Origin of the sequence: Saccharomonospora glauca K62, assembly GCF_000243395.2 — a bacterium.
Lineage (GTDB): Bacteria > Actinomycetota > Actinomycetes > Mycobacteriales > Pseudonocardiaceae > Saccharomonospora > Saccharomonospora glauca.
Genome location: NZ_CM001484.1, coordinates 2625422 through 2647809, shown reverse-complemented (window position 1 = coordinate 2647809; position 22388 = coordinate 2625422). Strand labels below are relative to the sequence as shown.

Here is a 22388-nt window from a genome sequence, read left to right as displayed (position 1 = left end):
TCACGACCGTCGCCGCACGATGGCGCGCTGCATGACGATGAACACCAGCAGCAGCACCCCCACGACGATCTTCGTCCACCACGAGCTGAGGGTGCCTTCGAACGAGATGATGGTCTGGATGGTGCCGAGCATGAGGACGCCCAGCACCGATCCGACGACGTAGCCCGTTCCTCCGGAGAGCACGGTCCCGCCGATCACCACCGCGGCGATCGCGTCGAGTTCCATGCCCACGGCGTGCAGGCCGTATCCCGACAGCATGTACAGCGCGAACAGCAGGCCACCCAGCGCGGAGCAGAGTCCGCTGATCACGTAGACGCCCACCTTCACGCGCCCCGTCGCCAGTCCCATGAGCATCGCCGAGTGCTCGCTGCCGCCCACCGCGTACACCGTGCGGCCGAACCGGGTCCGGTGCAGCACGTACACCGCGACGGCCACCACCAGGAGGGCCACCACGACGCCGTAGGTGATCCGGATGTCGCCGGGCAGCTCGATGACACCGGTGGCCAGGTCGCGGAACGCGGCGTCGTCGATGGAGATCGACTCCACGTCGATGAGGAAGCACAGCCCGCGGGCGAGGAACATGCCCGCGAGCGTCGCGATGAACGGCTGGACGTCGAACCGCTGGATCACCAGCCCCATCAGCAGCCCGAAACCCGCGCCCGTCACGAGCACGGTGACGATCGTGAGCGGAGTGGGCCAACCCGCCCGCAGCGTCGCTGCCGTGATCATGGTGGACAGCGCGACGACCGACCCCACGGACAGGTCGATGCCACCCGTCAGGATCACGAACGTCATCCCCACCGCGAGCACGATGAGAAAGGCGTTGTCGACGAACAGGTTCGCCACCACCTGACCGGAGGCGAACCCGTCGTAACGCACCGCTCCGACGCCGAAGGTGGCGAGGAACAACGCGAACGTGGTGAGCAGCGGAACGAAACGCGACGGCACCGCGAGCCGCCGGCGCTCGGTCGGCGTGCCGGTGTCCGAGGACGAGGTGCGGGCGGGGGAGTTCGTCGTCATCGCTGCCCCACTTCCGGACTCGGGACGGTGTCGGTGACCGAGGCGTGCCGCGGACCGGGCGCGGCGGGGGAGCGCCGCCGTCGCAGCAACGCCCTCGCCTTCGGCGACTGGATCAGGCACACAGCGATCACCACGACAGCCTTGAACACGAGAGTGACCTCGGAAGGGATGCCTATCGTGTAGACGGTGGTGGTCAGGGTCTGGATCAGCAGGGCCCCGACGAGGGTTCCGGTGAGGGAGTAGCGACCGCCCGACAACGCGGTGCCGCCGATGACGACCGCCAGGATGGCGTCGAGTTCGATCCACAACCCCGCGTTGTTGGCGTCCGCCGCGCTCACGTTCGAACTGATCATCAGTCCCGCCACACCCGCGCACAGGGCTGCGAAGACGTACACTGTCCACACGATGACGCGGGAACGCACCCCGGCGAGCCTGCTAGCCGTGGGATTGATGCCCACCGCCTCGATGAGCATGCCGAGCGCCGTTTTGCGGGTCAGCACGGCCACGAGGACGAAGACCCCGAGACTGATGAGGATCGCCACGGGGAGCACGAGGAAACCCGCGCCCACGGCGGCGTAGGTGTCGTTGTTGACGGTCACGATCTGGCCGTCGGTGATCAGCATGGCCACCCCGCGCCCCGCCGTCATGAGCACCAGCGTGGCGATGATGGGCTGGATGCCGAGTACGGCCACCAGGAACCCGTTCCACGCGCCCAGCACGAGACACAGGCCGAGGGCGAGAGCCATCGCGAGCAACGCGGTGGACGCGCTGTTCGGGTCGTTCGCCTCGGCGATGGAGGTGCATGCGACCGACCCCGCGATGGCGACCACGGCCCCCACCGACAGGTCGATGCCCCGTGTGGCGATGACGAGCGTCATGCCGAGCGCGATCAGCAACGTCGGCGCGCCGTTTTTGAGGATGTCGATCAGGCTGCCGTAGAGGTGCCCGTCCTGGAGCCGGATGGTGAGGAACGACGGCGTGACAACGACGTTCAGCACGAGCAGGGCCGCCAGCGCCAGCAACGGCCACACGAGAGCGCTTCGTCTGATGCGGGCCGCGACGCCCGTGGTGCGACCCGTCATGAGGCGGCTCGCTCCTCTCGGTCGGCACCGCCGCGGGCGATCAACTCCATGATCTCGTCCACGGTGATGTTCGGATGGTCCAGTTCGGCGATCTTGCGACGGTCTCGCAGCACCACCACGCGGTCGCTGATCCGGACGACCTCCTCCAACTCCGCCGAGACGAACAGGATCGCGAGTCCCTCGGCGGCGAGATCGGTGACCAGCTTCTGGATCTGCGCCTTGGCGCCCACGTCGATCCCCCGTGTGGGCTCGTCGAGGATCAGCAGCCGGGGCTCGGTGACCAGCCAGCGCGCGAGAAGCACCTTCTGCTGGTTTCCCCCGGAGAGGTTGCCGACCGGGATCTCCGGATCACGCGGGCGGACGTCGAGCATCTCCAGGTAGCGTTCGACGAGATCGTCGACGGTGCGGCGCGGGACGGGTCTCGCCCAGCCACGGGCGGCCTGCATGGCGAGGACGAGGTTCTCCCTGACGCTCAGGTCGGCCACCACGCCCTCGCCCTTGCGGTCCTCGGAGCAAAACGCGATGCCCCGTGCGATCGCCGCGCGCGGATTGCGGAGAGCCACCGGCTTCCCGTCGATCTCGACCCGGCCGGAGTCCGCGCGGTCGGCGCCGAAGAGCAGCCGGGCCAACTCGGTGCGTCCCGAGCCCAGCAACCCGGCCAGCCCCACCACCTCGCCAGCCCTGATCTCCAGGTCGAACGGCTCGATGGCGCCCTTGCGCCCGAGCCGCGTCGCGCGCAACAGCGGGGGAGCGGTGGTGTCGCGGTGGGCTTGGTGCTCGGACGCTTGGTGTTCGATCCGTTCCAAGGTGCTGAGTTCCCGCCCGAGCATGGCGGACACCAGGCCGAGCCGGTCGAGCTGTCGTGTCGGGTACTCGCCCACCAACATGCCGTTGCGCAACACGGTCATCCGGTCGGAGATCTCATAGACTTGGTCGAGGAAGTGCGAGACGAACAGGATCGCCACGCCCCGGTCCCGCAACAGGCGGATGATGCGGAACAACTCGGCGACCTCGTCGGCGTCGAGGCTCGACGTGGGCTCGTCGAGCACCAGCACCCGGACGTCCACCGCGACGGCGCGGGCGATCGCCACGAGTTGCTGCACGGCGAGGGGATGGCTCGACAACACCGAGTCGGGGTCGATGCTCAGGCCCATGCGGTGCAGCAGTTCCCTCGCGCGGGCGCGGGTGGCGCGGGTGTCGATCGCGCCGCGGGTGCGCGGTTCCCGACCGAGGAGGATGTTCTCGGCCACCGTCAAGTTCGGGCAGAGGTTGACCTCCTGGTACACGGTGCCGATCCCCGCGTGCTGAGCCTCGGCGGGACCGGAGAACGACACTCGTTTCCCGTCGAGCCGAATCTCGCCCGCGTCGACGGAGTACACCCCCGTCAACGCTTTGATCAAAGTAGACTTACCCGCACCGTTCTCGCCCAACAAGGCGTGGACCTCGCCGCCGAACAGACGGAAATCGACCCCCTGGAGCGCCTTCACGCCGGGAAACTCCACGGTGATACCGCGCATGTCGACGATCAGAGTCGCGGACGGTCCGGATGCCGCGTTCGTCTCGGTCATGGCTCGCCTTCGTTGACTCGGGGTGCGGGGAAAGTGCCGTCCCCGTCCGTGGGAAGACGGGGATGGCGGCGCCGAAAGCGCGGACTGGCGTCAGTACTGCCGATCGGGCAGCACCTCGGCGGCTTCCTCCCGGGTGAAGGTGTCCTCCTCGACGAGGACCCGCTTGGGCACCTCCTCGCCCGCGACGATCTTCTTCGCCAGCTCCATGAGCTGATCGCCGAGCAGCGGGTTGCACTCCACAATGAAGTTGATCTTGCCGTCGGCCAGGGCCTGCATCCCGTCCCTGACGGCGTCCACGGTGATGATCTTGATGTCCTCGCCGGGCTTTTTGCCCGCGGCCTCGATGGCCTCGATCGCCCCGAGCCCCATATCGTCGTTGTGGGAGTAGACCACGTCGATGTCGTCGTGCGCCTTGAGGAAGGCCTCCATCACCTGCTTGCCGCCCGACCGCGTGAAGTCGCCCGTCTGCGAGGCGATGATCTCGATGTTGGTTCCCTCGATCGCCTCGACGAAACCGGTGTGCCGGTCGATGGCCGGCGCGGCGCCCGTGGTGCCCTCCAACTCCACGACCCTGACCTCGGACTCGCCCTCGGACTCCTCGACGAGCCACTGGCCGGCCTTGCGGCCCTCCTCGATGAAGTCGGAGCCGAGGAACGTCTCGTACAGCGACTCGTCCTCGGAGTCGATGGCCCGGTCGGTGAGGATCACGGGGATGCCCGCGCGCTTGGCCTCCAGTAGGACCGTGTCCCAGCCGGTCTCGACCACGGGACTGAACGCGATGACGTCCACCCGCTGCTGGATGAACGACCGGATGGCCTTGATCTGGTTCTCCTGTTTCTGCTGGGCGTCGGAGAACTTCAGTTCGATGCCGGCCTTCTCGGCGGCCTCCTGGATCGACTTCGTATTCGCGGTCCGCCAGCCGCTTTCCGCGCCGACCTGAGCGAATCCCATGGTGATGGTGCCGTCGTCGCCACCGCCGGACGAACCGTCGGAACCGCAGGCCGTGAGCGCGCCGAACAGGGTCACGGCGGCCGCCACGGTCACCCACTTCCTGAACACTGGTCCTCCTCCTGGATCGCTTCCCGAGCCGGGCATCTGGCGCGCGTCCCCGGAGTCCGCCGCCTTGGTGATCCATGTCACCCGGTCGATCAGTGTGAACGCTCACATAGAGCTCGTCAAGGGCGCCGGGTGGAAAAGGTTTCTTGCTTGACACAGGTGGGAGGCGGTCATATGTTAGCGCTCACTTCGCCGTTTTAGGGTGCCCTGAAATGCGCGGCCGGGACATCTCGGCGGCGGGTCGCCACGGCGGGGAGAAGGTTTACCGGCACACTCGCCGTTCGAGGCGAAAACGGCGCCCGGTCCCGTGTCGCGGGAGGACTTACGGACGAGGGCGTCGCTTGCCCACGGTGCTGTGGCGCACGACCAGTTCCGGGGCCACGACGGCCGCGGTCGTTCCGGTGGCGTCGGCGTTTCCGGCCGAGGTGCCGTTGACGAGGTCGAGCAGCAGCTCGATGCTGCGCCTGCCCACGGCGTCGAAGTCCTGCCGCACGGTGGTCAGGGGAGGCGTGAAGTAGGCCGATTCCGGAATGTCGTCGAAACCCGCCACGAGGACGTCGTCGGGCACCGACACGCCGCGTTCGTGGAAGGCGCGCAGCACACCGAGTGCCATCTGGTCGTTGGCCACGAACACGGCGCGCACGTCGGAACGTTCGGCGAGCAGCTGCCCGGCCGCGTAACCCGACGCGGGACTCCAGTCGCCACGTAACGGCTCGGGAGGCTCGACGCCCGCGTCCAGCAGCGCTTGACGCCACCCCTTGATGCGGTTCTCGGCCTCCAGCCACTGCGCCGGTCCCGCGACGTGCCACACGGTGGGCGCCCCCTGGTCCAGCAGGTGCCGGGTCACCAGGCGGGCTCCCGCCTCCTGGTCCACGCACGCCACCGGCCTGCCGTTGCCGTCGCCGCCTTCCACGACCACGAGCGGCAGCTCCTCCGGCGCGTTGGCGAGGGCGTCGACGGTCGCCCGCTGCGGTGCGATCACCACGACGCCTTCCACAGCCTGGCTGATGAGTCGTTGCAGTGCCTGCTCCACGGCCTCGCCGTCCGGGGTTCGGACACCGGCCACGCTGACGAAGTAGCCCGCGTCGCGCGCCGCCCGTTCCACTCCCGAGAGGGTGTTGGCGGGCCCGTGGAGCGAGGTGTCGAACCCGACCACGCCGATGACCTTGGTGCGTTTGGTGGCGAGTGCCCGCGCGGCGGAGTTGGGGCGGTAGCCGAGTTCCTGGATGGCGGCCATGACCCGGACGCGCGTGCCGGGTGAGACGGAAGGATGGTGGTTGAGTACGCGCGACACGGTCTGGTGGGAGACACCGGCCAACCGGGCGACGTCGGCCATCACCGCGGGTCGCTGCCCCGGCGACCGCCGCGAGGGCGCGTTCCTCGCCATTCCTACCTCCGGAAACGTGGTTTCGAACAGACGGTACCGCCGGATGGATGTGGCCACGTCACGCAGGTGCCGATCGGCGACCCGAATCGTCCTAATCATAGTGAGCGATCACATTTCGGCGCGCGCCGTGAAACGTGAGAGTCCTTCTTCCGTGGGAATTGCCTTGACCCTTTTCTATGTTAGCGCTCACAATATGGGTCTCCCGATGCTGGCGATACGGAACGGAGCCCGCGATGAACCCCGATCCGCTGTCGGCTGGGGCACGCTGATGCCGCGTGCGGACCAGGTGACCGAGGTTTGCGCTCACCACGGCGAGGGGCCCGTGTGGGACGCCGACGCGGCCCGGTTGTGGTGGGTGGACATGTTGCGCGGGGACGTGCTCGGATGGGTGCCCGGCGAGGACGTGGTACGCCTGACCGTGTCCACAGTGGCCGCCGCCGTCCGTCCCCGGTCCCGAGGCGGCCTCGTCGTGGCGGTGGAGCGCGGATTCGCGCTCGTCGAGCCGAACGGCGACGTCACCGTCCTGGCCCCGTTGTGGGACGACGAGACGGTTCGGATGAACGACGGCGGCTGCGACCGGCAGGGGCGTTTCTACTGTGGATCGATGGCCTACGATGAGGCTCCCGGCCGTGGGAGCCTGTTCCGGCTCGATCCCGACGGCAGCACCCACACCGTGTTCACCGGCGTGACCATCTCCAACGGAATCGTGTGGAACGCCGAGGGTGACACGGTGTACTACGTCGATTCGCCCACCCACCGGATCGACGCGTTCGACTTCGACCCCGAGACCGCGAACTTTTCCGCCCGCCGCACGGTGGTGGAGATCCCGCCCGAACTCGGCATGCCCGACGGATTGACCCTCGACTCCGAGGGCGGCCTGTGGGTCGCTCTGTGGGGCGGCGGCGCCGTGCACCGCTACACCCCCACCGGAACGTTGGACGAGGTGATCGAGGTGGGGCCGAGCCGGGTGACCTCCTGCGCCTTCGGCGGCGCCGACCTCACCGACCTCTACATCACCACCTCCCGGCAGGGAGTGCCCGAGGGCGAGCAACCGGGCGCGGGCGCGTTGTTCCACTGCCGCCCCGGCGTTCGGGGGCTGCCCACCCCCACCTTCGCGGGCTGACACCGCCCCACGTCCGCCGGACCAGGGAGAACGCATGGGAATCGCGGGAAGTACCACGCCACCGGCTGCGGAGAGCCGTGCCGTTCGGATCGACAGGCCGGGAAGCCTGCGGGTCGTCACGGTGCCGCGTCCCGAGCCCGGTAGGGGAGAGGCGCTCGTCCGCGTCGCGTACGCCGGGATCTGCGGCTCCGACGTGGAGCTGTACACGGGCGGGCGCCCCGCCGAGTTCTCTCGGTACCCGATCGTGCCGGGACACGAGTGGTCCGGCACGGTGGAGGCGGTCGGCGCCGACGTGGACGACGCCCTCGTCGGTGCCCCGGTGGTGGGCGAGGGCTTCCGGTCGTGCCAGGTGTGCGAGGCGTGTCGCCGCGGTGAGCCGACCGTGTGCCAGTCCGCCTACGACGAGACCGGCTTCACCCAAGACGGCGCGTGGGCGGAGTGGCTGCGGGTGCCCGCCCGGTTGTTGCACCCGCTGTCCCCGGACGCCGACCTGCGGTCGGCCGCCGGGCTGGAACCCGCCGCATGCGTCGCGGAAGCGTGCCTGCGACTCGACGTGCGGCAGGGAGAGCGGGTCGCCGTCGTCGGGGGTGGAACGCTCGGGCTCCTCGCCACGCAGTTGCTGCGTGCCCACAGCCCCGCCGAGCTCGTGGTCGTGCATCCCGACGCGGCGAGAACCGAGCTGGCCCTCGCGTGTGGAGCGAGCGGGCTCGTCACCGTCGACGACACCGAGGCGCTCACGCGGACGTTCGACGCCGTGCTGGAAGCGGCCGGATACCGGGGAACCGCCGCGACGGCCGTCCGGCTCGCGCGGCGTGGGGGGCGAGTCGTGCTCACCGGCATTCCCGACGAACACGACACCGTGAGCACCCGTGAGCTCGTGGCCAACCAGATCACCGTCCACACGGTGTTCGGCGCGCCGCCGCGTGCGTGGGTCCACGCCGTGCGGGCGTTCGGGACCGGAACCCTCGACCCCGCGCGCATCGTCACCCACGAATTCGGGTTGGAGGAAGCGGAACGGGCCCTGCGGACGCTCGGCGATCGTGGTGCGAACGCGGTGAAGGTGCTGCTGAGGCCGTGACCGAGGAAAGGAGCCGGATGGGACCGTCGGGTGAGCAGTTCGAGCTTCGGGCGGGCGACTACGCGGCCACGGTGACGGAGGTGGGCGCGGCGCTGCGCACGCTCACACACCGGGGCGGACCGCTGGTGCGGAGTTTCGCCGAGGATGAGATCATGCCCTGCTACTCCGGCGCGGTACTGGCACCGTGGCCCAACCGGGTCACCGATGGCCGGTATCGTCACGAAAGAAGCATCAGGCAGTTGCCGATCACCGAGCCGGAACGGGGCACGGCCCTCCACGGCCTCGTCGTCTGGGTGCCGTGGCGACCGGTGAGCCACACCGCCTCCCGGCTGGAGCTGGAGTACCCCTTGTGGCCGACGCCAGGGTATCCGTTCCGGCTGGACCTACGGGTGAGCTACGAACTCACCGAGACCGGACTGACGGTGCGACTGTCGGCCCGCAACCTCGGCGACGACCCGGCGCCCTACGGGTGCTCGATCCATCCCTACCTCGTGGCGGGCGAGGGCCGGGTGGACGACTGGAGCCTGCGGCTGCCCGCGCGGCGAGTGCTGGAGCCGGACCCCGAACGGTTGCTGCCCACGGGGCAGGAACGCGAGGTCGCCGGCTCGGCCCTCGACTTCCGTGAGGGAACGACGATCGGCGACGTGGAGATCGACCACGCCTACGGGGACGTGGAGTTCGACGACACCGGTCACGCCGAGGCCCTCCTGCTGGCGGGCGACGGGCACGGCGTCCGAATGCGGTGGGACCGCGCCTGCCCGTGGGTGCAGGTGCACACCGCCGACCGGCCGGAACCACACCTGCACCGCACGGGCCTGGCGTTGGAGCCGATGACGTGCCCGCCCGACGCGTTCAACAGCGGTCGTGACCTCGTGTGGCTCGATCCCGGTGCGACTCACGACGTCGCGTGGCGGATCTCCGCCGTGTGAGGCGCCGGTGCTTCGAGCGGTCCGTCACGGGAGCTCGCGCAGGAACGACTCCACGCTCGTCGCGAGCGCGACGGGGGCCTCGTCGATGGCGTAGTGGCCGCAGTTGGTGAGGACGTCCACGGTGCAATTCGGATACCACCGTGTGAAGGTCTGCCGCATGGTGGCCTCGCCGAGCGCGGGGTCGTGCTCCCCGACGATCACCTTCACCGGCACCGGATTTCCCTCGATCTCGGTGTGGAAGTCCGTCTTCGCCCACGCGAGCAAGTAGTCGGCGAAGGCGCGTTCGTCGGAGTTCTCCAGGGAGTGCCGCACCATCGAGTCGAGCCAGACCCCGGTGAGCCGGTTGCCGGTGGTGAGGTCGATGATCGCGCGTCGTTTCTCCGGATCGGCGGCGGCGCCGGAGAACAGCGCCCAGCTCTCGTCGTCGAACGGCACACCGGAAGCGGGGACGGGCGAGATGCCGACCAGCGCGCGCACGCGGTCGGGTGCGTCGGCCAGCACCCGCTGTATCACGGTGCCGCCCATCGAGTGGCCGACGAGCGAGAACCGGTCGACCGACAGCGTGTCGGCCACCGCGAGCACGTCGGACGCGGCCTCGTCGAGCGTGTGCTCGCCCGTCTCGTCCCGGCGGTCGCCGTAGCCGCGTAGGTTCACGAAGACGTACCGGAACGTCGTGGTGTCGAGGTGCGGGACGATGGGGCGCCAGGCGCCCGCCGAGCCGAACCAGCCGTGCACGGCGATGACCGTGTGTTCTCCCTCGCCGACGACGTCGAATCCAGGGGCAGGGGCCACGTTGCCTCCTTCGCTTCGAGAGCGCGGTTCTTGAAGGCGCACTGTACCGGCCCCCTGCCCTCAGACGACAGCACCGAAACGAAAGTTTCGTGTCCGCAGGTTATGCACTCGTGTCCGCAGCTTGGGGACGGGTGTTCGCACTTCTCGTACGGGAGTTGGGATTTGGGGAGCGTGTCCGCGGCTTGCGACGCGGACACGCGTGCCTGTCCTGCGGACACGCGTGCCTGTCCTGCGGACACGCGTGCCTGTCCTGCGGACACGCGTGCCTGTCCTGCGGACACGCGTGCCTGTCCTGCGGACACGCGGATTGGGAGCGCTCCCGATATTTTGGGGTTGATGTCCACATTTCGGACATAGTTTTTGATAACAAGCTGGTCATCGGGCGTTGACACCCGTACGGGTGAGGGTGCAGGCTGCTCTCCCAACTGGGAGCGCTCCCAGTTTTCGTGTAGCCAACCCAACGAGGGGTGACCGTGCGACACCACATCAGAGGAGCCGGACGCGCCATCGCCGCGGCATCCGCCGTGGCCATGGTCGGTCTGGCGACCGTGGCCTGTGGCGGCGACTCCGCCGACTCCGACGGCAAGATCCAACTCACCATCTCGACGTTCAGCGAGTTCGGGTACGAGGAGCTGTACGCCGAGTACGAACGTCTGCACCCGGAGATCGACATCGTGCCCCACAAAACGGGACAGGGGGGTCCGTACCACCAGGCCCTGTTCACCAAGCTCGGCGCCGGGTCGGGACTCGACGACGTCGTGGCCATCGAGGAGGGGCATCTCCCCGAGATCCTCGACAAGTCCAGTCGCTTCCACGACCTGCGGGAGATCGGTCCCGCCGATGTGAGCCCCGAGCGCTGGCTCGACTGGAAGTACGAGATGGCCCTGGACGCCGACGGCAGGCTCATCGGGTACGGCACCGACATGGGCCCGCTGGCGATGTGTTACCGCAAGGACCTCTTCGAGCAGGCCGGTCTGCCGTCCGAGCCGGACGAGGTGGGCGAGATCTTCGCCAGCTGGGACAGCTACTTCGAAGCGGGCGACGAGTTCATCTCGAAGGTCGACGGCGTCGCGTGGTTCGACTCGGCGGCGCAGATCTTCAACGCCATGCAGAACCAGTTGGACGTGGGGTACTTCGACCGGCAGAACCGGCTGACGGTCGAGTCGAACCCCAAGGTCAAGGAGAACTGGGACAAGGTCACCGCGGCGGTGCAACGCGGTCAATCAGCCGGCCTGGTGGCGTACTCCAACGAATGGAACAGCGGCTTCCGGCAGTCGGCCTTCGCCACGAAGACGTGCCCGTCCTGGATGCTCGGCATCATCGAGGAACAGGCGGGTGAGGAGAACGCGGGCAAGTGGGCCGTCACCGACGCCTTCCCCGGCGGTCCGCGCAACTGGGGTGGCTCCTTCCTGGCGGTGCCGAAGCAGAGCGAGCACCCCGAGGAGGCCGCCGCGCTCGCGGCGTGGCTGACCGCGCCCGAGCAGCAGATCAGGGCGTTCCAGGCCGCGGGGACGTTCCCGAGCCAGGTCGAGGCGCTGGAGGCCCCGGAACTGCTGTCCATCACCAGCGACTACTTCGGTGGCGCGAAGATCGGCGAGCTGTTCGCCGAGCAGGCCAAGAAGATCGAGAAGGCCCAGTACAAGGGTCCGGGTGACGGCAAGATCCAGGAGAACGCGCTGGCCCCGGCACTGCAGTCGGTGGAGCAGGGAGCCTCGCCCGACGAAGGTTGGCGACAGTTCGTCACGTCCGCCAAACAAATCGCGTCCTGACGGGGGCGGCCGTGACCCAGCCGAGTCCTACTCCGGCGGCCGTCGAGGACAAGGCGGTGGCGCACGAACCCACGAAACCGGCGACGCCTCGGTCGCGCCCGAGCTGGCGCGACCGGCTGAGCCGGTGGGACGTGCGCTACTCGCCGTACCTCTACGTGGCGCCCTTCTTCATCATCTTCGGCATCGTCGGTCTGTTCCCCCTGCTCTACACGGGCTACGTGTCGTTCTTCGACTGGGAGCTGATCGACGACGACCCGCTGTTCCTGGGGCTGGACAACTACGTCCAGCTCGTCGGTGACGCGCAGTTCTGGAAGACGTTGACCAACACGGTGAGCATCTTCCTGCTCTCCAGCGTCCCGCAGATCATCATCGCGGTGCTGCTCGCCGCGCTGCTCAACACGCGGGTGCGGTTCGCCACCGGCTGGCGGGTCGGTGTGCTGATGCCGTACGTCGCGAGCCTGGTGGCTCTGGGGATCATCTTCGCCAACTTGTTCGGCCCGCAGTACGGACTCGTCAACGGAGTCCTGGAACTGCTGGGACTCGACCGGGTGGACTGGCAGGCCAATCGCTTCGCCAGTCACGTCGCGATCGCCATCATGGTGAACTGGCGCTGGACGGGCTACAACGCGCTCATCGTGCTGGCCGCGATGCAGGCCATTCCACGGGAGGTCCACGAGGCCGCCGTGGTGGACGGAGCCGGAGCGGTGCGCCGGTTCTTCAGCGTCACCCTGCCGATGCTGCGTCCCACGCTGATTTTCGTGGTGATCACGTCGACGATCGGTGGTCTCCAGATCTTCACCGAACCCAAGTTGTTCGACGCCATGCCCGGTTCGAACAACGGTGGCTCCACCCACCAGTTCCAGACGGTGACGCTGTACATGTACCAGGTCGCGTTCGAGCGCGAGGACCTCGGCTACGCGTCGGCCATCGCGTGGGTCCTGTTCGTGATCATCATCTGCATCGCGCTGATCAACTTCTTCCTGACCCGACGTATCGCCTCCACCGGGGAGGACCGATGAGCACTTTCGCCTTCGCCCGCACCCGGAAACGGCTCCGGATTCCGGGGCAGGGCCGACCCAGCTTCTGGGTCTACGGTCTGCTCACCGCGTTCGTGCTCGGGTCGATCTTCCCGTTCTACTGGTCGTTTCTGGTGGCCAGTCGGGACAACTCGGTGCTCACCGAGCAGGTCCCACCGCTGACTCCGGGCGGCAACTTCTTCGCCAACGCGGCGCGGGTCTTCGACACCGTGCCGTTCTGGAAGGCGCTGGCCAACAGCTTCATCGTGGCGGGTTCCGTGACGATCTCCACGGTGCTGTTCTCCAGTCTCGCGGGCTTCGCCTTCGCCAAGCTCCGGTTCAGGGGACGCAACGCGCTCTTCCTCTTCGTCGTGGCGACGCTGGCCGTTCCGACCCAGCTCGGCATCATCCCGCTGTACATGGCGATGGCCGAACTGGGCTGGGCGAACGAACTGCAGGCCGTGATCGTGCCGAACCTGGTCACCGCGATCGGCGTGTTCTGGATGCGCCAGTACACCGTCAGCGCGGTGCCGTACGAGTTGATCGAGGCCGCGCGGATGGACGGCTGCTCGATGATCCGGGTGTTCTGGCACGTGTGTCTGCCCGCCGTGCGGCCCGCGGCGGCGTTCCTCGCGATGTTCACGTTCATGACGTCGTGGAACGACTTCCTGTGGCCGTTGGTGGCGCTGGGGCCGGACAACCCAACCGTCCAGGTGGCACTGGAGAAGCTGCAGAGCGGGTACTACGTGGACTATTCGCTGGTTCTCGCGGGTACCACGCTGGCCACCGTTCCGATTCTTGTCGTGTTCCTCCTGCTGGGCCGCCAGATCGTGGCCGGGATCATGCAGGGCGCTGTGAAGGGATAGTGAGTGTCGACGATTCACGAGCACGAGATGTCCGCCGTGGGCACGCAGGGGACCGTGAGGTTCCCCGAGGGATTCCTGTGGGGGGTGGCCACCGCCGCGTTCCAGGTCGAGGGATCGACCACCGCCGACGGGAGGTCACCGTCCATCTGGGACGCCTTCTGTGAGAAGGAGGGCGCTGTGGCGGGCGGTGACACGGGTGAGCCGGCCACCGACCACTACCGGCGGATGCCTGCCGACGTCGCGTTGATGCGGGATCTCGGCATACGGGCGTACCGGTTCTCCGTGGCGTGGCCGCGAGTGCGGCCCGACGGAGGCGAGGTCAACCCGGCCGGCCTCGACTTCTACGAACGGCTGGTGGACACGCTGCTGGAGGCGGGCATCAAACCGTGGCCGACGCTGTACCACTGGGACCTTCCCCAGGCGCTGGAGGAGCGGGGCGGGTGGCCCTCGCGCGAGGTGGCCCACCGTTTCGCCGACTACGCCGAGGCCGTGGTGGATCGGTTGGGTGATCGCGTGTCGACGTGGACCACGCTCAACGAACCGTGGTGCTCGGCCTTCCTCGGGTACGGCTCGGGCCGGCACGCACCGGGGCGCAGGGACCCGCGAGCGGCGGTCGCCGCGGCCCATCATCTCCTGCTGGCCCACGGGCTCGGGACGGCCGCCGTGCGGGCACGGGTCCCCGACGCCGAGGTCGGGGTGACGCTCAACCTGTTCCCCGTCAACGTGGCCGATCCCGACGATCCGGGGGACGCGGAGGTGGCCCGTCGGGTGGACGGCCTGCAGAACCGGCTGTTCCTCGACCCGGTGCTGCGGGCCCGCTACCCCGAGGACGTCGTCGCGGACCTGGAGCCGTTCGGGTTCACGGACGTGGTGCGGGACGGCGACGAGGCCGTCATCGGAGCGAGTTTGGACTTCCTCGGCGTCAACTACTACCGCGACCTGTACGTGTCGTCGGCGCCGGAGCACGCCCGGCCGATGCCCGAATGGGTCGGCGTCGAGCGGGTCAGCTTCCCGAAACGGGGGTTGCCGCAGACCGCCTCCGGGTGGGATGTCAACGCGGGCGAGCTGACGGGGTTGTTGCTGCGACTGCACACCGAGTACCCGCGGCTTCCGCTCTACATCACCGAGAACGGAGTGGCGTTCCCCGACGACCGCGAGGTCGACGGTCGCATCGACGACACCGACCGCATCGCCTTCGTGGAAGGACACCTGCGGGCCGCGCACAGCGCCCTCGAACAGGGCGTCGATCTGCGCGGATACTTCTACTGGTCGCTGCTCGACAACTTCGAGTGGGCCGAGGGCTACGCCAAGCGCTTCGGGCTCGTGCACGTGGACTACGAGACCCAGCGCAGAACGCCCAAGGCGAGTGCTGCATGGTATTCGCGGGTAATAGCGGACAACGGTTTGGCAGGACGGCGATGATCGATCCCGGGAACGCGACGGTCGAGCACCGTGGCGCGCCCACACTGGAGGAAGTGGCGCGAGTGGCGGGCGTGTCCCGCTCGACCGTCTCCCGGGTGATCAACAATTCGCCGGGGGTGAGCGTTCGTTCCCGACAAGCCGTGACGAGAGCCATCGAGTCCCTCGGCTACGTGCCCAACGAGGCGGCCCGCAGCCTCGTGACGCGGAGGACGAACTCGGTGGCCCTGGTGGTGTCCGAGCCCGGCGAGCGGGTCTTCAGCGACCCGTTCTTCGCCGGGGTGCTGCGCGGCGTGCACGCCGGACTGTCCGGGAGCAACCGGCAACTCGTGCTCACGATGCTCGCCGAGGACGACGACGGGGCACGACTGGAGAAGTACCTGAGCAGCGGTCATGTCGACGGCGCGCTGGTGGTGAGCATGCACGGTAACGACCCGCTGCCGAAGCGGCTCGCCGAAGCGGGACTGCCCGTGGTGGCGGGCGGGCGGCCGCTCAGCGGGGGCGATGTGCCGTACGTGGACGCCGACAACTTCACCGGCGCGCTGGCCGCGGCTCGGCACCTGGTGGCGACCGGTCGCCGTCGCATCGGCACGTTGGCCGGGCCCGCCGACATGGCGGTGGGGATCGACCGCCTGGCCGGGTGGCGACGCGGGGTGTCGGAGGCGAAGCTCGCCACCGACGCCGTCGTCCACAGCGACTTCACCGTGGACGCGGGTGCGGCGGCCATGGCGGAGCTTTTGGACCGACATCCGGATCTCGACGCCGTGTTCGCCGCCGCCGACATCATCGCGGTGGGGGCCCTGCGCGAGTTGGCCGCGAGGGGGAGGGTGGTGCCGGACGACGTGGCCGTGGTCGGGTTCGACGACTCCGTGCTGGCCACGACGGTGACCCCGGCCCTCACCACGGTGCGCCAGCCGGTGGAGGAACTCGGGCGGACGATGACGTGGCGACTGCTCGCTCAGCTGGCGGGCGAGGAACCGCTGCCTCCGTCGATCCTGCTGCCCACCGAGTTGGTGGTGCGGTCCTCCGCCTGAACACGGCGGGCGATGTAGGTGTCGGGATCGGTCAGCACCGTCCGCAGTGCCGAGGTGGCCGCTCCTCGCACCGCCGCCTCGGCACCGAGCACCGACCGGCGTACCTCGACCGAACGCCACGGTGAGCCCATGAGCCGGTCGGTCAGTTCGGCGGTCAGCGGGTCCACCAGCCAGGGATGCAGACGCGCGTAGGTTCCGCCGAGCACGATCGTGGTCACGTCGAGGAGGTTGACCACGGCGGACAGCGCCGAGCCCAGCATCCGGCCCGCCGAGCGGACGGCGGTGATGGCCGGGCGCTCGGCGGCGTCGAGCCGGGTCACCAGGGTGTCGACGTCGGCGGCCCCGGCGCGTTCGAGGATGGCGTCCTGACCCGCGAGTCGTTCGAGGCACCCTCGGGCACCGCACGAACACCGCGGTCCGCGCGGCTGCACGGGGAAGTGACCGAGTTCGCCCCCGAGTCCGTGGCTGCCGTCGAACAGCGCTCCGTCCAGCACGATTCCCGCGCCGATACCGATCTCGGCGGAGACGTACACGAAGCTGTCGGGGGTGTCCTCGTCGCGGTGGCGCAGGGCTTCCAGCTCGGCGACGGCGGCGAGGTTCGCCTCGTTGCCGATCATCAGGTCGCCGGGCAGTGTGGGAAGGTGTTCGCGCAGGTCCGTGGCGAGGTCGACGTCCTGCCAGCCGAGGTTCGGCGCGTCGATCACGCGACCGCTCGACGTCTCGACCAGCCCCGGTACGGCGACGCCCACACCTCCGACGGTGAGCCGCCGCCGGGCAGTGTCGGCGAGGGCGCGGTCGAGCTCGCGGGCCGCTCGCGCCAGGACCCGGCTCGGCGGTCGATCCCGATTGTCGAACCGTCGCACGTGTTCGGCGTGCACCTCACCGGTGAGGCCGACCACGCAGGTGGCGAGGTAGTCGACCCCGATCTCCACACCCAGGCCGCAGGGGCCGTCGGGGGACAGGGACAGGGAGGTCCCGCGGCGACCCGGGCCGCTGCGGTGCTGGCGTCCCTCCTCCCGCACCAACGACGCGGTGACGAGCCGGTCGACGAGGGTCGACACCGTGGCCTTCGTGAGTCCGGTGCGCGCGGCGACCTCGGCTCGGGACACGCCGGGCGAGGAGGCGATGGCGTCCAGCACGAGGGCGCAGTTGTGACGCCGGACGGTGTGCTGGCCCGCGGGGCCGCTGTCGGTCACCCGGACATCGTATTCGTTCAGGCGTTGAACGAAAACCTTGACCTTCAGGCCGGGGAGACATAAGTTCAGTGCTCGAACTATTGCGGCGCCAACGACGCACAGGAAGCGGGAGGACACCGTGGTCGACAAACCCGTGGCGGAGGACAAGTTCAGCTTCGGCTTGTGGACGGTGGGCTGGCGGGCGAACGACCCGTTCGGCGACGCCACCCGTCCCGCGCTGGACGCCGTCGAGGCCGTGCATCGGCTGGCCGAACTCGGTGCGTGGGGCGTGACGTTCCACGACGACGACCTGATTCCCTTCGGCAGTGACGACGGCGAACGGCAGAAGCGCATCAGCCGGTTCCGCACCGCGCTCGACGAAACGGGGCTGGTGGTACCGATGGCCACCACCAACCTGTTCACCCACCCGGTGTTCAAGGACGGCGCCCTGACCAACAACGACCGGGACATCCGCCGGTTCGCCCTGCGCAAGGTCATGCGCAACATGGACCTCGCCGCCGAGCTCGGAGCCAAGACGTACGTGCTGTGGGGTGGTCGCGAGGGCAGCGAGACCGACGCGGCGAAGGACGTGCGGGCCGCGATGGACCGCTATCGCGAAGGCATCGACACCCTCGCGCAGTACGTGATCGACCAGGGCTACGACCTGCGCCTGGCGCTGGAGCCCAAGCCGAACGAGCCCCGAGGCGACATCCTGCTGCCCACGATCGGACATGCCCTGGCGTTCATCTCCACGTTGGAGCACCACGAGATGGTGGGCGTGAACCCCGAGGTCGGGCACGAACAGATGGCGGGACTGAACTTCGTGCACGGCATCGGCCAGGCGCTGTGGCAGGGCAAGCTGTTCCACATCGACCTGAACGGCCAGCATGGCCCGCGCTACGACCAGGATCTCATCTTCGGGCACGGCGACGTGCTCTCGGCGTTCTTCCTCGTGGACCTGCTCGAACACGGCGGCTACGACGGGCCCCGGCACTTCGACTACAAGCCGCCGCGCACCGAGGACATCGAGGGCGTGTGGGCGAGCGCGGAGGCCTGCATGCGGTCGTACTTGTTGCTGCGGGAACGGGCCAGGGCCTTCCGTGCCGACCCGAGGGTGGCCGAGGCACTCGAACGCTCGCGCGTGACGGAGCTGTCACAGCCCACCCTGGGCGAGGGGGAGACCATCGCCGACCTCAAGGCCGACCGCACGGCCTTCGAGGACTTCGACGCCGAGGCCGCCGCCGAACGCGGCTACGCCTACGCGCAACTGTCCCAACTGGCCTTCGAACACCTGCTGGGCGCCGCCTGATCGAAGCCCCGCGCGCGTGTCCGCACTTCACGAACACGTGTCCGCAGTTCGTGAGCGCGTGTCCGCAGTTCGTGTACGTCCCCGCCGTGCCGTGCCCTCGCGGCGGGGACGTCACGAGTGCAGTGCCTCCGCGCCGAGCACCAGCCGGACGCAGTGGGCGGTGAGACGTTCGCGGGTGACGTCGAGCGTGCCGCTCAAGTAGGCGATGAACAGGTTCGCCAGTCCGCCCACCAGCGCGGTCGCCGTCATGGTCCGGTCCTCGTCGTCGACTCGATCGGAGAGCTGTTCGGACACCAGCTCGGCGAACATCGGCAGGCGTTGCGCGCCGATGCGCCGCAGTGCCGGATCGGCGAGTGGGGCGAGCAGAAGCACCCGGCCCTTACGGGGGTCGTCGAGGGCGAGGGTCGCGAACGCCGACACGGCGGCCTCGGCACGGGCCCGAGGCTCGGGACCCGCGTTCTCGACGGCCTCGACGAGGGTGCGGTGGGCGAGGGAGACCACGTGGTCGTAGACGGCCACGACGAGGTCGTCGCGGTCGGTGAAGTTCTCGTAGAAGTAGCGTTCGGTGAGCTGCGCGTTGCGACAGACGGCCCGTACGCTCACGGCCGTGCCCGCCGACGTGCCGAGTAGGTCCAGACCCGCGTCGAGGAGCTGTTGGCGGCGGGTGGCTCTGCGGTCGGCCAGCGTGGTGCCCGCCCAGGTGCGCTCGGTCCCCGTCATCTCTTTCGTTTCCACAATTGACTACCTCTGTTGTCGACCCTACCTCCGAAAGGTGCGAATCCGAGTGGGGCGCCACCGGGACGAAAGGGACGACTCCACCAGTCGATCGGCCGTTGGTGTGGCCCGGCTGACAGCACGAGCGCGTGCGGTGGGACGATGCCCGGCAGTCGATCACCACCGTCGTCGGGAGAGCCATGTCCGCACTCGGCACCCGCACCCGCCTGGGCTACTCGCTGGGGTCCTTCGTCACCGGGGCGTTCGGCACCGTGCCCGGCCTGCTGTTGCTTCCCTACCTGACCGACACGCTCGCCGTGCCCGCGGCGGCGGCCGGGGCCATCGTGCTGCTGCCGAAGGCCTGGGACGTGGTGTTCAACCCCGTGGCGGGCCGACTGTCCGACGCGGACCTCGCACGGCGCGGCAGCCGCACCCGGTCGCTCGTGGCGGGAGGTCTCGTGCTCGCGGTCACGTTCGCGGCGCTGTTCGCCCATCCGGGGTTCGGCAGCGTCGGAGCCGACTCCGCCTACGTCGTGGCGGTGTTCTTCCTGTGCGCCACGGCGTTCGCGTTCTTCCAAGTGCCCTTCAACGCGTTGCCCGCCGAACTCACCGACGGCTACCACGAACGCACCCGCCTCACGACGTGGCGCATCGCCGTGCTCGCCCTGGCGATCCTCACCTCGGGGGCGCTCGCCCCGGCCATCACCAACGGCATCGGGGGAGTCAACGGCTACCGCGTGATGGGGGTGTTCGTGGCCGTGCTCATCGTGCTGGGCACGGTCGCCGTGATCCTGGGCATCCGCGGGGTGCCGGTCAGCGAGCCCCGTAGGCCCACGGCGTCGTGGCGGGAGCTCGTCGCGACGATGCGGCGGTGGCGCTCGTTCCGGCTGCTGCTCGGCGTGTACTTCATCCAGGCGCTGGGGGTCGCCACGCTGCTCGCCGCGGTGAGCTACGTCGCCCGGTACGTCCTGGGCGACGCCGGTTACCAGTCGTTGCTGTTCGCCGGGTTCGTGGGCCCCGCGCTGCTGGTGATGCCGCTGTGGGACCGCGTGGGACGGTCGGGAGGCAAGCTCGCCGGCTTCCGAGTGGCCACGGTGGCGCTCTCCCTCGCCCTGGCCGGCCTGGTGTTCGCGCGAGCGCTGCCGCCCGCCATGGTGTTCGTCCTGGCGGCGTTGGCCGGGGTCGGTTACGCGGGCATCCAGGTGTTCCCGCTGGCGTTGCTGCCCGATCTGATCACCGAGGAGGAGCGTCGCACCGGGGAGGCCAGGGCCGGGGTGACGGCGGGGGTGTGGACGGCGGCCGAGGCACTCGGGCTCGCGCTCGGGCCGAGCCTGTTCGGGCTCGTGCTCTCGTGGGGCGGCTACGTGTCCAGCACCGACGCGGCGGCCTCCCAGCCCGAGAGTGCGGTCACGGCCATCACGGTCGGCTTCTCGCTGCTGCCCGCCGTGCTCGTGGCGCTCGGGCTGCCGCTGTTGCGGCGCGAGGTGTTCAGCTCGGAGCGGAAGCGGCGCGATCGAGACGACGGGAAGGCGGTCGAAGCATGAACATCGAGGACGTCCTGGAGGAGGTGCGGGCCCTGCGCGCCGCCGACGCGCCCACCCACGGCGGCCGCACGCTCGCCTACGTGTACGACAGCGGCCTCGCCGCGCTCGACGAACTCGGCGCGCGGGCGTACGCGTCGGCGGCGGCGGCGAACGCGCTCGACCCCACCACGTTCCCCGGCCTGTTGCGGATGGAGAACGACCTCGTCGCGGCGGCCGCGGCACTGCTCGGCGGGGACGCCGAGACGGTGGGAACGGTGACCTCGGGAGGCACCGAGTCGTGTCTGCTCGCGGTCCTGGCGGCCAGGGAGGGACGCCCGGAGGTCGCCGACCCGGCGCTGGTCCTGCCCACCACCGCGCACGCGGCTTTCCGCAAGGCCGCCCACCTCTTCGGGCTGCGGGTGGTGGACGTCGAGGTCGACCCCGTCACCTTCCGGGCCGACCCGGAGGCGATGGCGGCGGCCGTCGACGACGACACGGTGCTCGTGGTCGCCAGCGCTCCGTCGTACGCGCACGGCGTGGTGGACCCGATTCCCGAGATCGCGGCCGCCGCGGCCGCGCGCGGGGTCCGGATGCACGTCGACGCCTGCATCGGCGGCTGGGTCCTGCCCTACCTGCGCAGGCTCGGCGTCGAGACCCCCGACTTCGACCTCTCCGTCCCCGGCGTCACCAGCGTCTCGGTGGACCTGCACAAGTACGCCTACTGTCCCAAGGGGACGTCGGTGCTGCTGCACGCGAACGCCGAGCTGCGGCGTGGCCACTACTTCGGTAGTGCCGACTGGCCCGGCTACACGATGCTCAACACCACCGTGCAGTCCACCCGCTCGGGCGGTCCGCTCGCCGCGGCGTGGGCCGTGGTCCGGTACCTCGGCGACGAGGGCTATCTCCGGCTGGCCCGCGACACGCTGGCCGCCGTCGAGACGATCCGGGAGGGGATCGAGACGACGGCGGGCCTGCGAGTGCTGGGCGATCCCGACTCCACGTTGCTGGCCGTGGCCACCGAGGGCGCCCCGGAGGACGTCGGCTTCGACCTCTTCACCGTCGCCGACGAGATGCGGGAGCGCGGCTGGTACGTCCAGCCGCAGTTCGCGCACGGGCACTCGCCGGTCAACCTCCACCTGACCGTCACCGCCGTCAATCACGGCTGCGAGGACGACTTCCTCACCGACCTGCGAGCCTCCGTGGAGGCCGCTCGGCAAGCGGGCCCGGTGGCCGTGGACCCGGCACTGCGGGAGCTGGTGGCCGGCCTCGACCCCGACCGGTTCTCACCCCAGCAGTTCCGGGACTTGCTCGCCGCGGCGCTGCCGTCGGCGGCGTCGGGCGCCGGGCTGCCCACCCGCATGGCACCGATCAACGCGCTGCTCGCCGCGGCGCCGGGCCGCCTGCGGGAGCGAGTGCTGCTGGAGTTCCTCGGCCTGCTGTACCGGCCCTCCGGCGAGCTGCCCGTCGCGGGGACCCCGGCACTCCCCGCGTTCGGAACCTGAACACCGGGCACGGGCATGGCACGCTG

The 22388-nt window shown here is 69.4% G+C and carries 19 protein-coding genes; 11 read left to right on the top strand and 8 right to left on the bottom strand.

Annotation, left to right across the window (positions count from 1 at the left end; all coding sequences use genetic code 11):
• The 5 genes from yjfF to SACGLDRAFT_RS12345 all read right to left on the bottom strand — a co-directional run bounded on the left by yjfF (position 1) and on the right by SACGLDRAFT_RS12345 (position 6113).
• Entirely contained in the window at positions 1–1020 is a 1020-nt protein-coding gene (gene yjfF / locus SACGLDRAFT_RS12365) for a galactofuranose ABC transporter, permease protein YjfF (protein WP_005465036.1), read from the bottom strand.
• A complete protein-coding gene (locus SACGLDRAFT_RS12360) occupies positions 1017–2102 on the bottom strand; it encodes an ABC transporter permease (RefSeq protein ID WP_005465035.1) in 1086 nt (361 codons plus the stop codon). The genes yjfF and SACGLDRAFT_RS12360 overlap by 4 nt, the downstream gene beginning before the upstream one ends.
• A complete protein-coding gene (locus SACGLDRAFT_RS12355; protein ID WP_005465033.1) occupies positions 2099–3670 on the bottom strand; it encodes a sugar ABC transporter ATP-binding protein in 1572 nt (523 codons plus the stop codon). Before SACGLDRAFT_RS12355 ends, SACGLDRAFT_RS12360 begins: the two co-directional genes overlap by 4 nt.
• Before the next feature lie 90 nt (positions 3671–3760).
• A complete protein-coding gene (locus SACGLDRAFT_RS12350) occupies positions 3761–4729 on the bottom strand; it encodes an ABC transporter substrate-binding protein (RefSeq protein ID WP_005465031.1) in 969 nt (322 codons plus the stop codon).
• Positions 4730–5048: 319 nt separating this feature from the next.
• Positions 5049–6113 carry a LacI family DNA-binding transcriptional regulator gene (locus tag SACGLDRAFT_RS12345; protein WP_005465029.1) on the bottom strand — a complete coding sequence of 355 codons (1065 nt, stop codon included), beginning with the start codon at positions 6111–6113 and terminating at the stop codon, positions 5049–5051.
• A 268-nt stretch (positions 6114–6381) separates the two neighbouring features.
• Between SACGLDRAFT_RS12345 and SACGLDRAFT_RS12340 the strand changes: the two genes are divergently transcribed.
• Genes SACGLDRAFT_RS12340 through SACGLDRAFT_RS12330 form a run of 3 tightly spaced genes read left to right on the top strand, consistent with a single transcriptional unit; the run spans position 6382 to position 9243 of the window.
• Positions 6382–7236 (top strand): SMP-30/gluconolactonase/LRE family protein, encoded by an 855-nt coding sequence (locus SACGLDRAFT_RS12340; protein WP_005465027.1) that lies wholly within the window; start codon positions 6382–6384, stop codon positions 7234–7236.
• A 34-nt stretch (positions 7237–7270) separates the two neighbouring features.
• A complete protein-coding gene (locus tag SACGLDRAFT_RS12335; protein ID WP_005465025.1) occupies positions 7271–8314 on the top strand; it encodes a zinc-dependent alcohol dehydrogenase in 1044 nt (347 codons plus the stop codon).
• Positions 8311–9243 (top strand): aldose 1-epimerase family protein, encoded by a 933-nt coding sequence (locus tag SACGLDRAFT_RS12330; RefSeq protein ID WP_232283957.1) that lies wholly within the window; start codon positions 8311–8313, stop codon positions 9241–9243. The genes SACGLDRAFT_RS12335 and SACGLDRAFT_RS12330 overlap by 4 nt, the downstream gene beginning before the upstream one ends.
• 24 nt (positions 9244–9267) lie before the next feature.
• Here the strand turns inward: SACGLDRAFT_RS12330 and SACGLDRAFT_RS12325 are convergent, their stop codons facing one another.
• The gene (locus tag SACGLDRAFT_RS12325; protein WP_005465023.1) at positions 9268–10035 is read right to left on the bottom strand and encodes an alpha/beta fold hydrolase; all 768 of its coding nucleotides are present in this window, start codon (positions 10033–10035) and stop codon (positions 9268–9270) included.
• A gap of 473 nt (positions 10036–10508) precedes the next feature.
• Here SACGLDRAFT_RS12325 and SACGLDRAFT_RS12320 point away from each other — a divergent pair, with 473 nt between their 5' ends.
• From SACGLDRAFT_RS12320 to SACGLDRAFT_RS12300, 5 genes are read left to right on the top strand one after another with little or no spacing between them, the layout of a single operon-like run.
• Positions 10509–11804 (top strand): ABC transporter substrate-binding protein, encoded by a 1296-nt coding sequence (locus SACGLDRAFT_RS12320; RefSeq protein ID WP_005465022.1) that lies wholly within the window; start codon positions 10509–10511, stop codon positions 11802–11804.
• A gap of 56 nt (positions 11805–11860) precedes the next feature.
• Entirely contained in the window at positions 11861–12823 is a 963-nt protein-coding gene (locus SACGLDRAFT_RS12315) for a carbohydrate ABC transporter permease (protein WP_198283564.1), read from the top strand.
• Positions 12820–13686, top strand: coding sequence for a carbohydrate ABC transporter permease (locus SACGLDRAFT_RS12310; protein ID WP_005465019.1), 867 nt, complete (start codon positions 12820–12822; stop codon positions 13684–13686). The genes SACGLDRAFT_RS12315 and SACGLDRAFT_RS12310 overlap by 4 nt, the downstream gene beginning before the upstream one ends.
• 27 nt (positions 13687–13713) lie before the next feature.
• Positions 13714–15108: a GH1 family beta-glucosidase gene (locus SACGLDRAFT_RS12305; RefSeq protein WP_005465018.1), complete on the top strand. Its 1395-nt coding sequence runs from the start codon at positions 13714–13716 to the stop codon at positions 15106–15108.
• Positions 15105–16139, top strand: coding sequence for a LacI family DNA-binding transcriptional regulator (locus SACGLDRAFT_RS12300; RefSeq protein ID WP_005465017.1), 1035 nt, complete (start codon positions 15105–15107; stop codon positions 16137–16139). Before SACGLDRAFT_RS12305 ends, SACGLDRAFT_RS12300 begins: the two co-directional genes overlap by 4 nt.
• Here the strand turns inward: SACGLDRAFT_RS12300 and SACGLDRAFT_RS12295 are convergent.
• Entirely contained in the window at positions 16064–17335 is a 1272-nt protein-coding gene (locus tag SACGLDRAFT_RS12295) for an ROK family transcriptional regulator (protein WP_005465016.1), read from the bottom strand. The genes SACGLDRAFT_RS12300 and SACGLDRAFT_RS12295 overlap by 76 nt on opposite strands.
• A gap of 118 nt (positions 17336–17453) precedes the next feature.
• Here SACGLDRAFT_RS12295 and xylA point away from each other — a divergent pair, with 118 nt between their 5' ends.
• Positions 17454–18623: a xylose isomerase gene (xylA, locus tag SACGLDRAFT_RS12290; protein ID WP_005465015.1), complete on the top strand. Its 1170-nt coding sequence runs from the start codon at positions 17454–17456 to the stop codon at positions 18621–18623.
• 111 nt (positions 18624–18734) lie between these two features.
• On the opposite strand, the gene SACGLDRAFT_RS12285 is transcribed toward xylA, so the two are convergent.
• Positions 18735–19343, bottom strand: coding sequence for a TetR/AcrR family transcriptional regulator (locus SACGLDRAFT_RS12285; RefSeq protein ID WP_005465014.1), 609 nt, complete (start codon positions 19341–19343; stop codon positions 18735–18737).
• Positions 19344–19537: 194 nt separating this feature from the next.
• Here SACGLDRAFT_RS12285 and SACGLDRAFT_RS12280 point away from each other — a divergent pair, with 194 nt between their 5' ends.
• Both SACGLDRAFT_RS12280 and SACGLDRAFT_RS12275 read left to right on the top strand, forming a co-directional pair.
• A complete protein-coding gene (locus SACGLDRAFT_RS12280) occupies positions 19538–20881 on the top strand; it encodes an MFS transporter (protein ID WP_005465013.1) in 1344 nt (447 codons plus the stop codon).
• Positions 20878–22362: a pyridoxal phosphate-dependent decarboxylase family protein gene (locus tag SACGLDRAFT_RS12275; protein ID WP_005465012.1), complete on the top strand. Its 1485-nt coding sequence runs from the start codon at positions 20878–20880 to the stop codon at positions 22360–22362. Before SACGLDRAFT_RS12280 ends, SACGLDRAFT_RS12275 begins: the two co-directional genes overlap by 4 nt.
• Positions 22363–22388: the final 26 nt, after the last annotated feature.

Bases quoted from the DNA above. Each gene is read 5' to 3' on its own strand.
- SACGLDRAFT_RS12275 (WP_005465012.1), top strand. From the start codon at position 20,878: ATGAACATCGAGGACGTCCTGGAGGAGGTGCGGGCCCTGCGCGCCGCC.
- SACGLDRAFT_RS12305 (WP_005465018.1), top strand. From the start codon at position 13,714: ATGTCCGCCGTGGGCACGCAGGGGACCGTGAGGTTCCCCGAGGGATTC.
- SACGLDRAFT_RS12360 (WP_005465035.1), bottom strand. From the start codon at position 2,102: ATGACGGGTCGCACCACGGGCGTCGCGGCCCGCATCAGACGAAGCGCT.
- SACGLDRAFT_RS12335 (WP_005465025.1), top strand. From the start codon at position 7,271: ATGGGAATCGCGGGAAGTACCACGCCACCGGCTGCGGAGAGCCGTGCC.
- SACGLDRAFT_RS12280 (WP_005465013.1), top strand. From the start codon at position 19,538: ATGTCCGCACTCGGCACCCGCACCCGCCTGGGCTACTCGCTGGGGTCC.
- SACGLDRAFT_RS12300 (WP_005465017.1), top strand. From the start codon at position 15,105: ATGATCGATCCCGGGAACGCGACGGTCGAGCACCGTGGCGCGCCCACA.
- SACGLDRAFT_RS12340 (WP_005465027.1), top strand. From the start codon at position 6,382: ATGCCGCGTGCGGACCAGGTGACCGAGGTTTGCGCTCACCACGGCGAG.
- SACGLDRAFT_RS12285 (WP_005465014.1), bottom strand. From the start codon at position 19,343: ATGACGGGGACCGAGCGCACCTGGGCGGGCACCACGCTGGCCGACCGC.
- yjfF (WP_005465036.1), bottom strand. From the start codon at position 1,020: ATGACGACGAACTCCCCCGCCCGCACCTCGTCCTCGGACACCGGCACG.
- SACGLDRAFT_RS12355 (WP_005465033.1), bottom strand. From the start codon at position 3,670: ATGACCGAGACGAACGCGGCATCCGGACCGTCCGCGACTCTGATCGTC.
- SACGLDRAFT_RS12345 (WP_005465029.1), bottom strand. From the start codon at position 6,113: ATGGCGAGGAACGCGCCCTCGCGGCGGTCGCCGGGGCAGCGACCCGCG.
- SACGLDRAFT_RS12310 (WP_005465019.1), top strand. From the start codon at position 12,820: ATGAGCACTTTCGCCTTCGCCCGCACCCGGAAACGGCTCCGGATTCCG.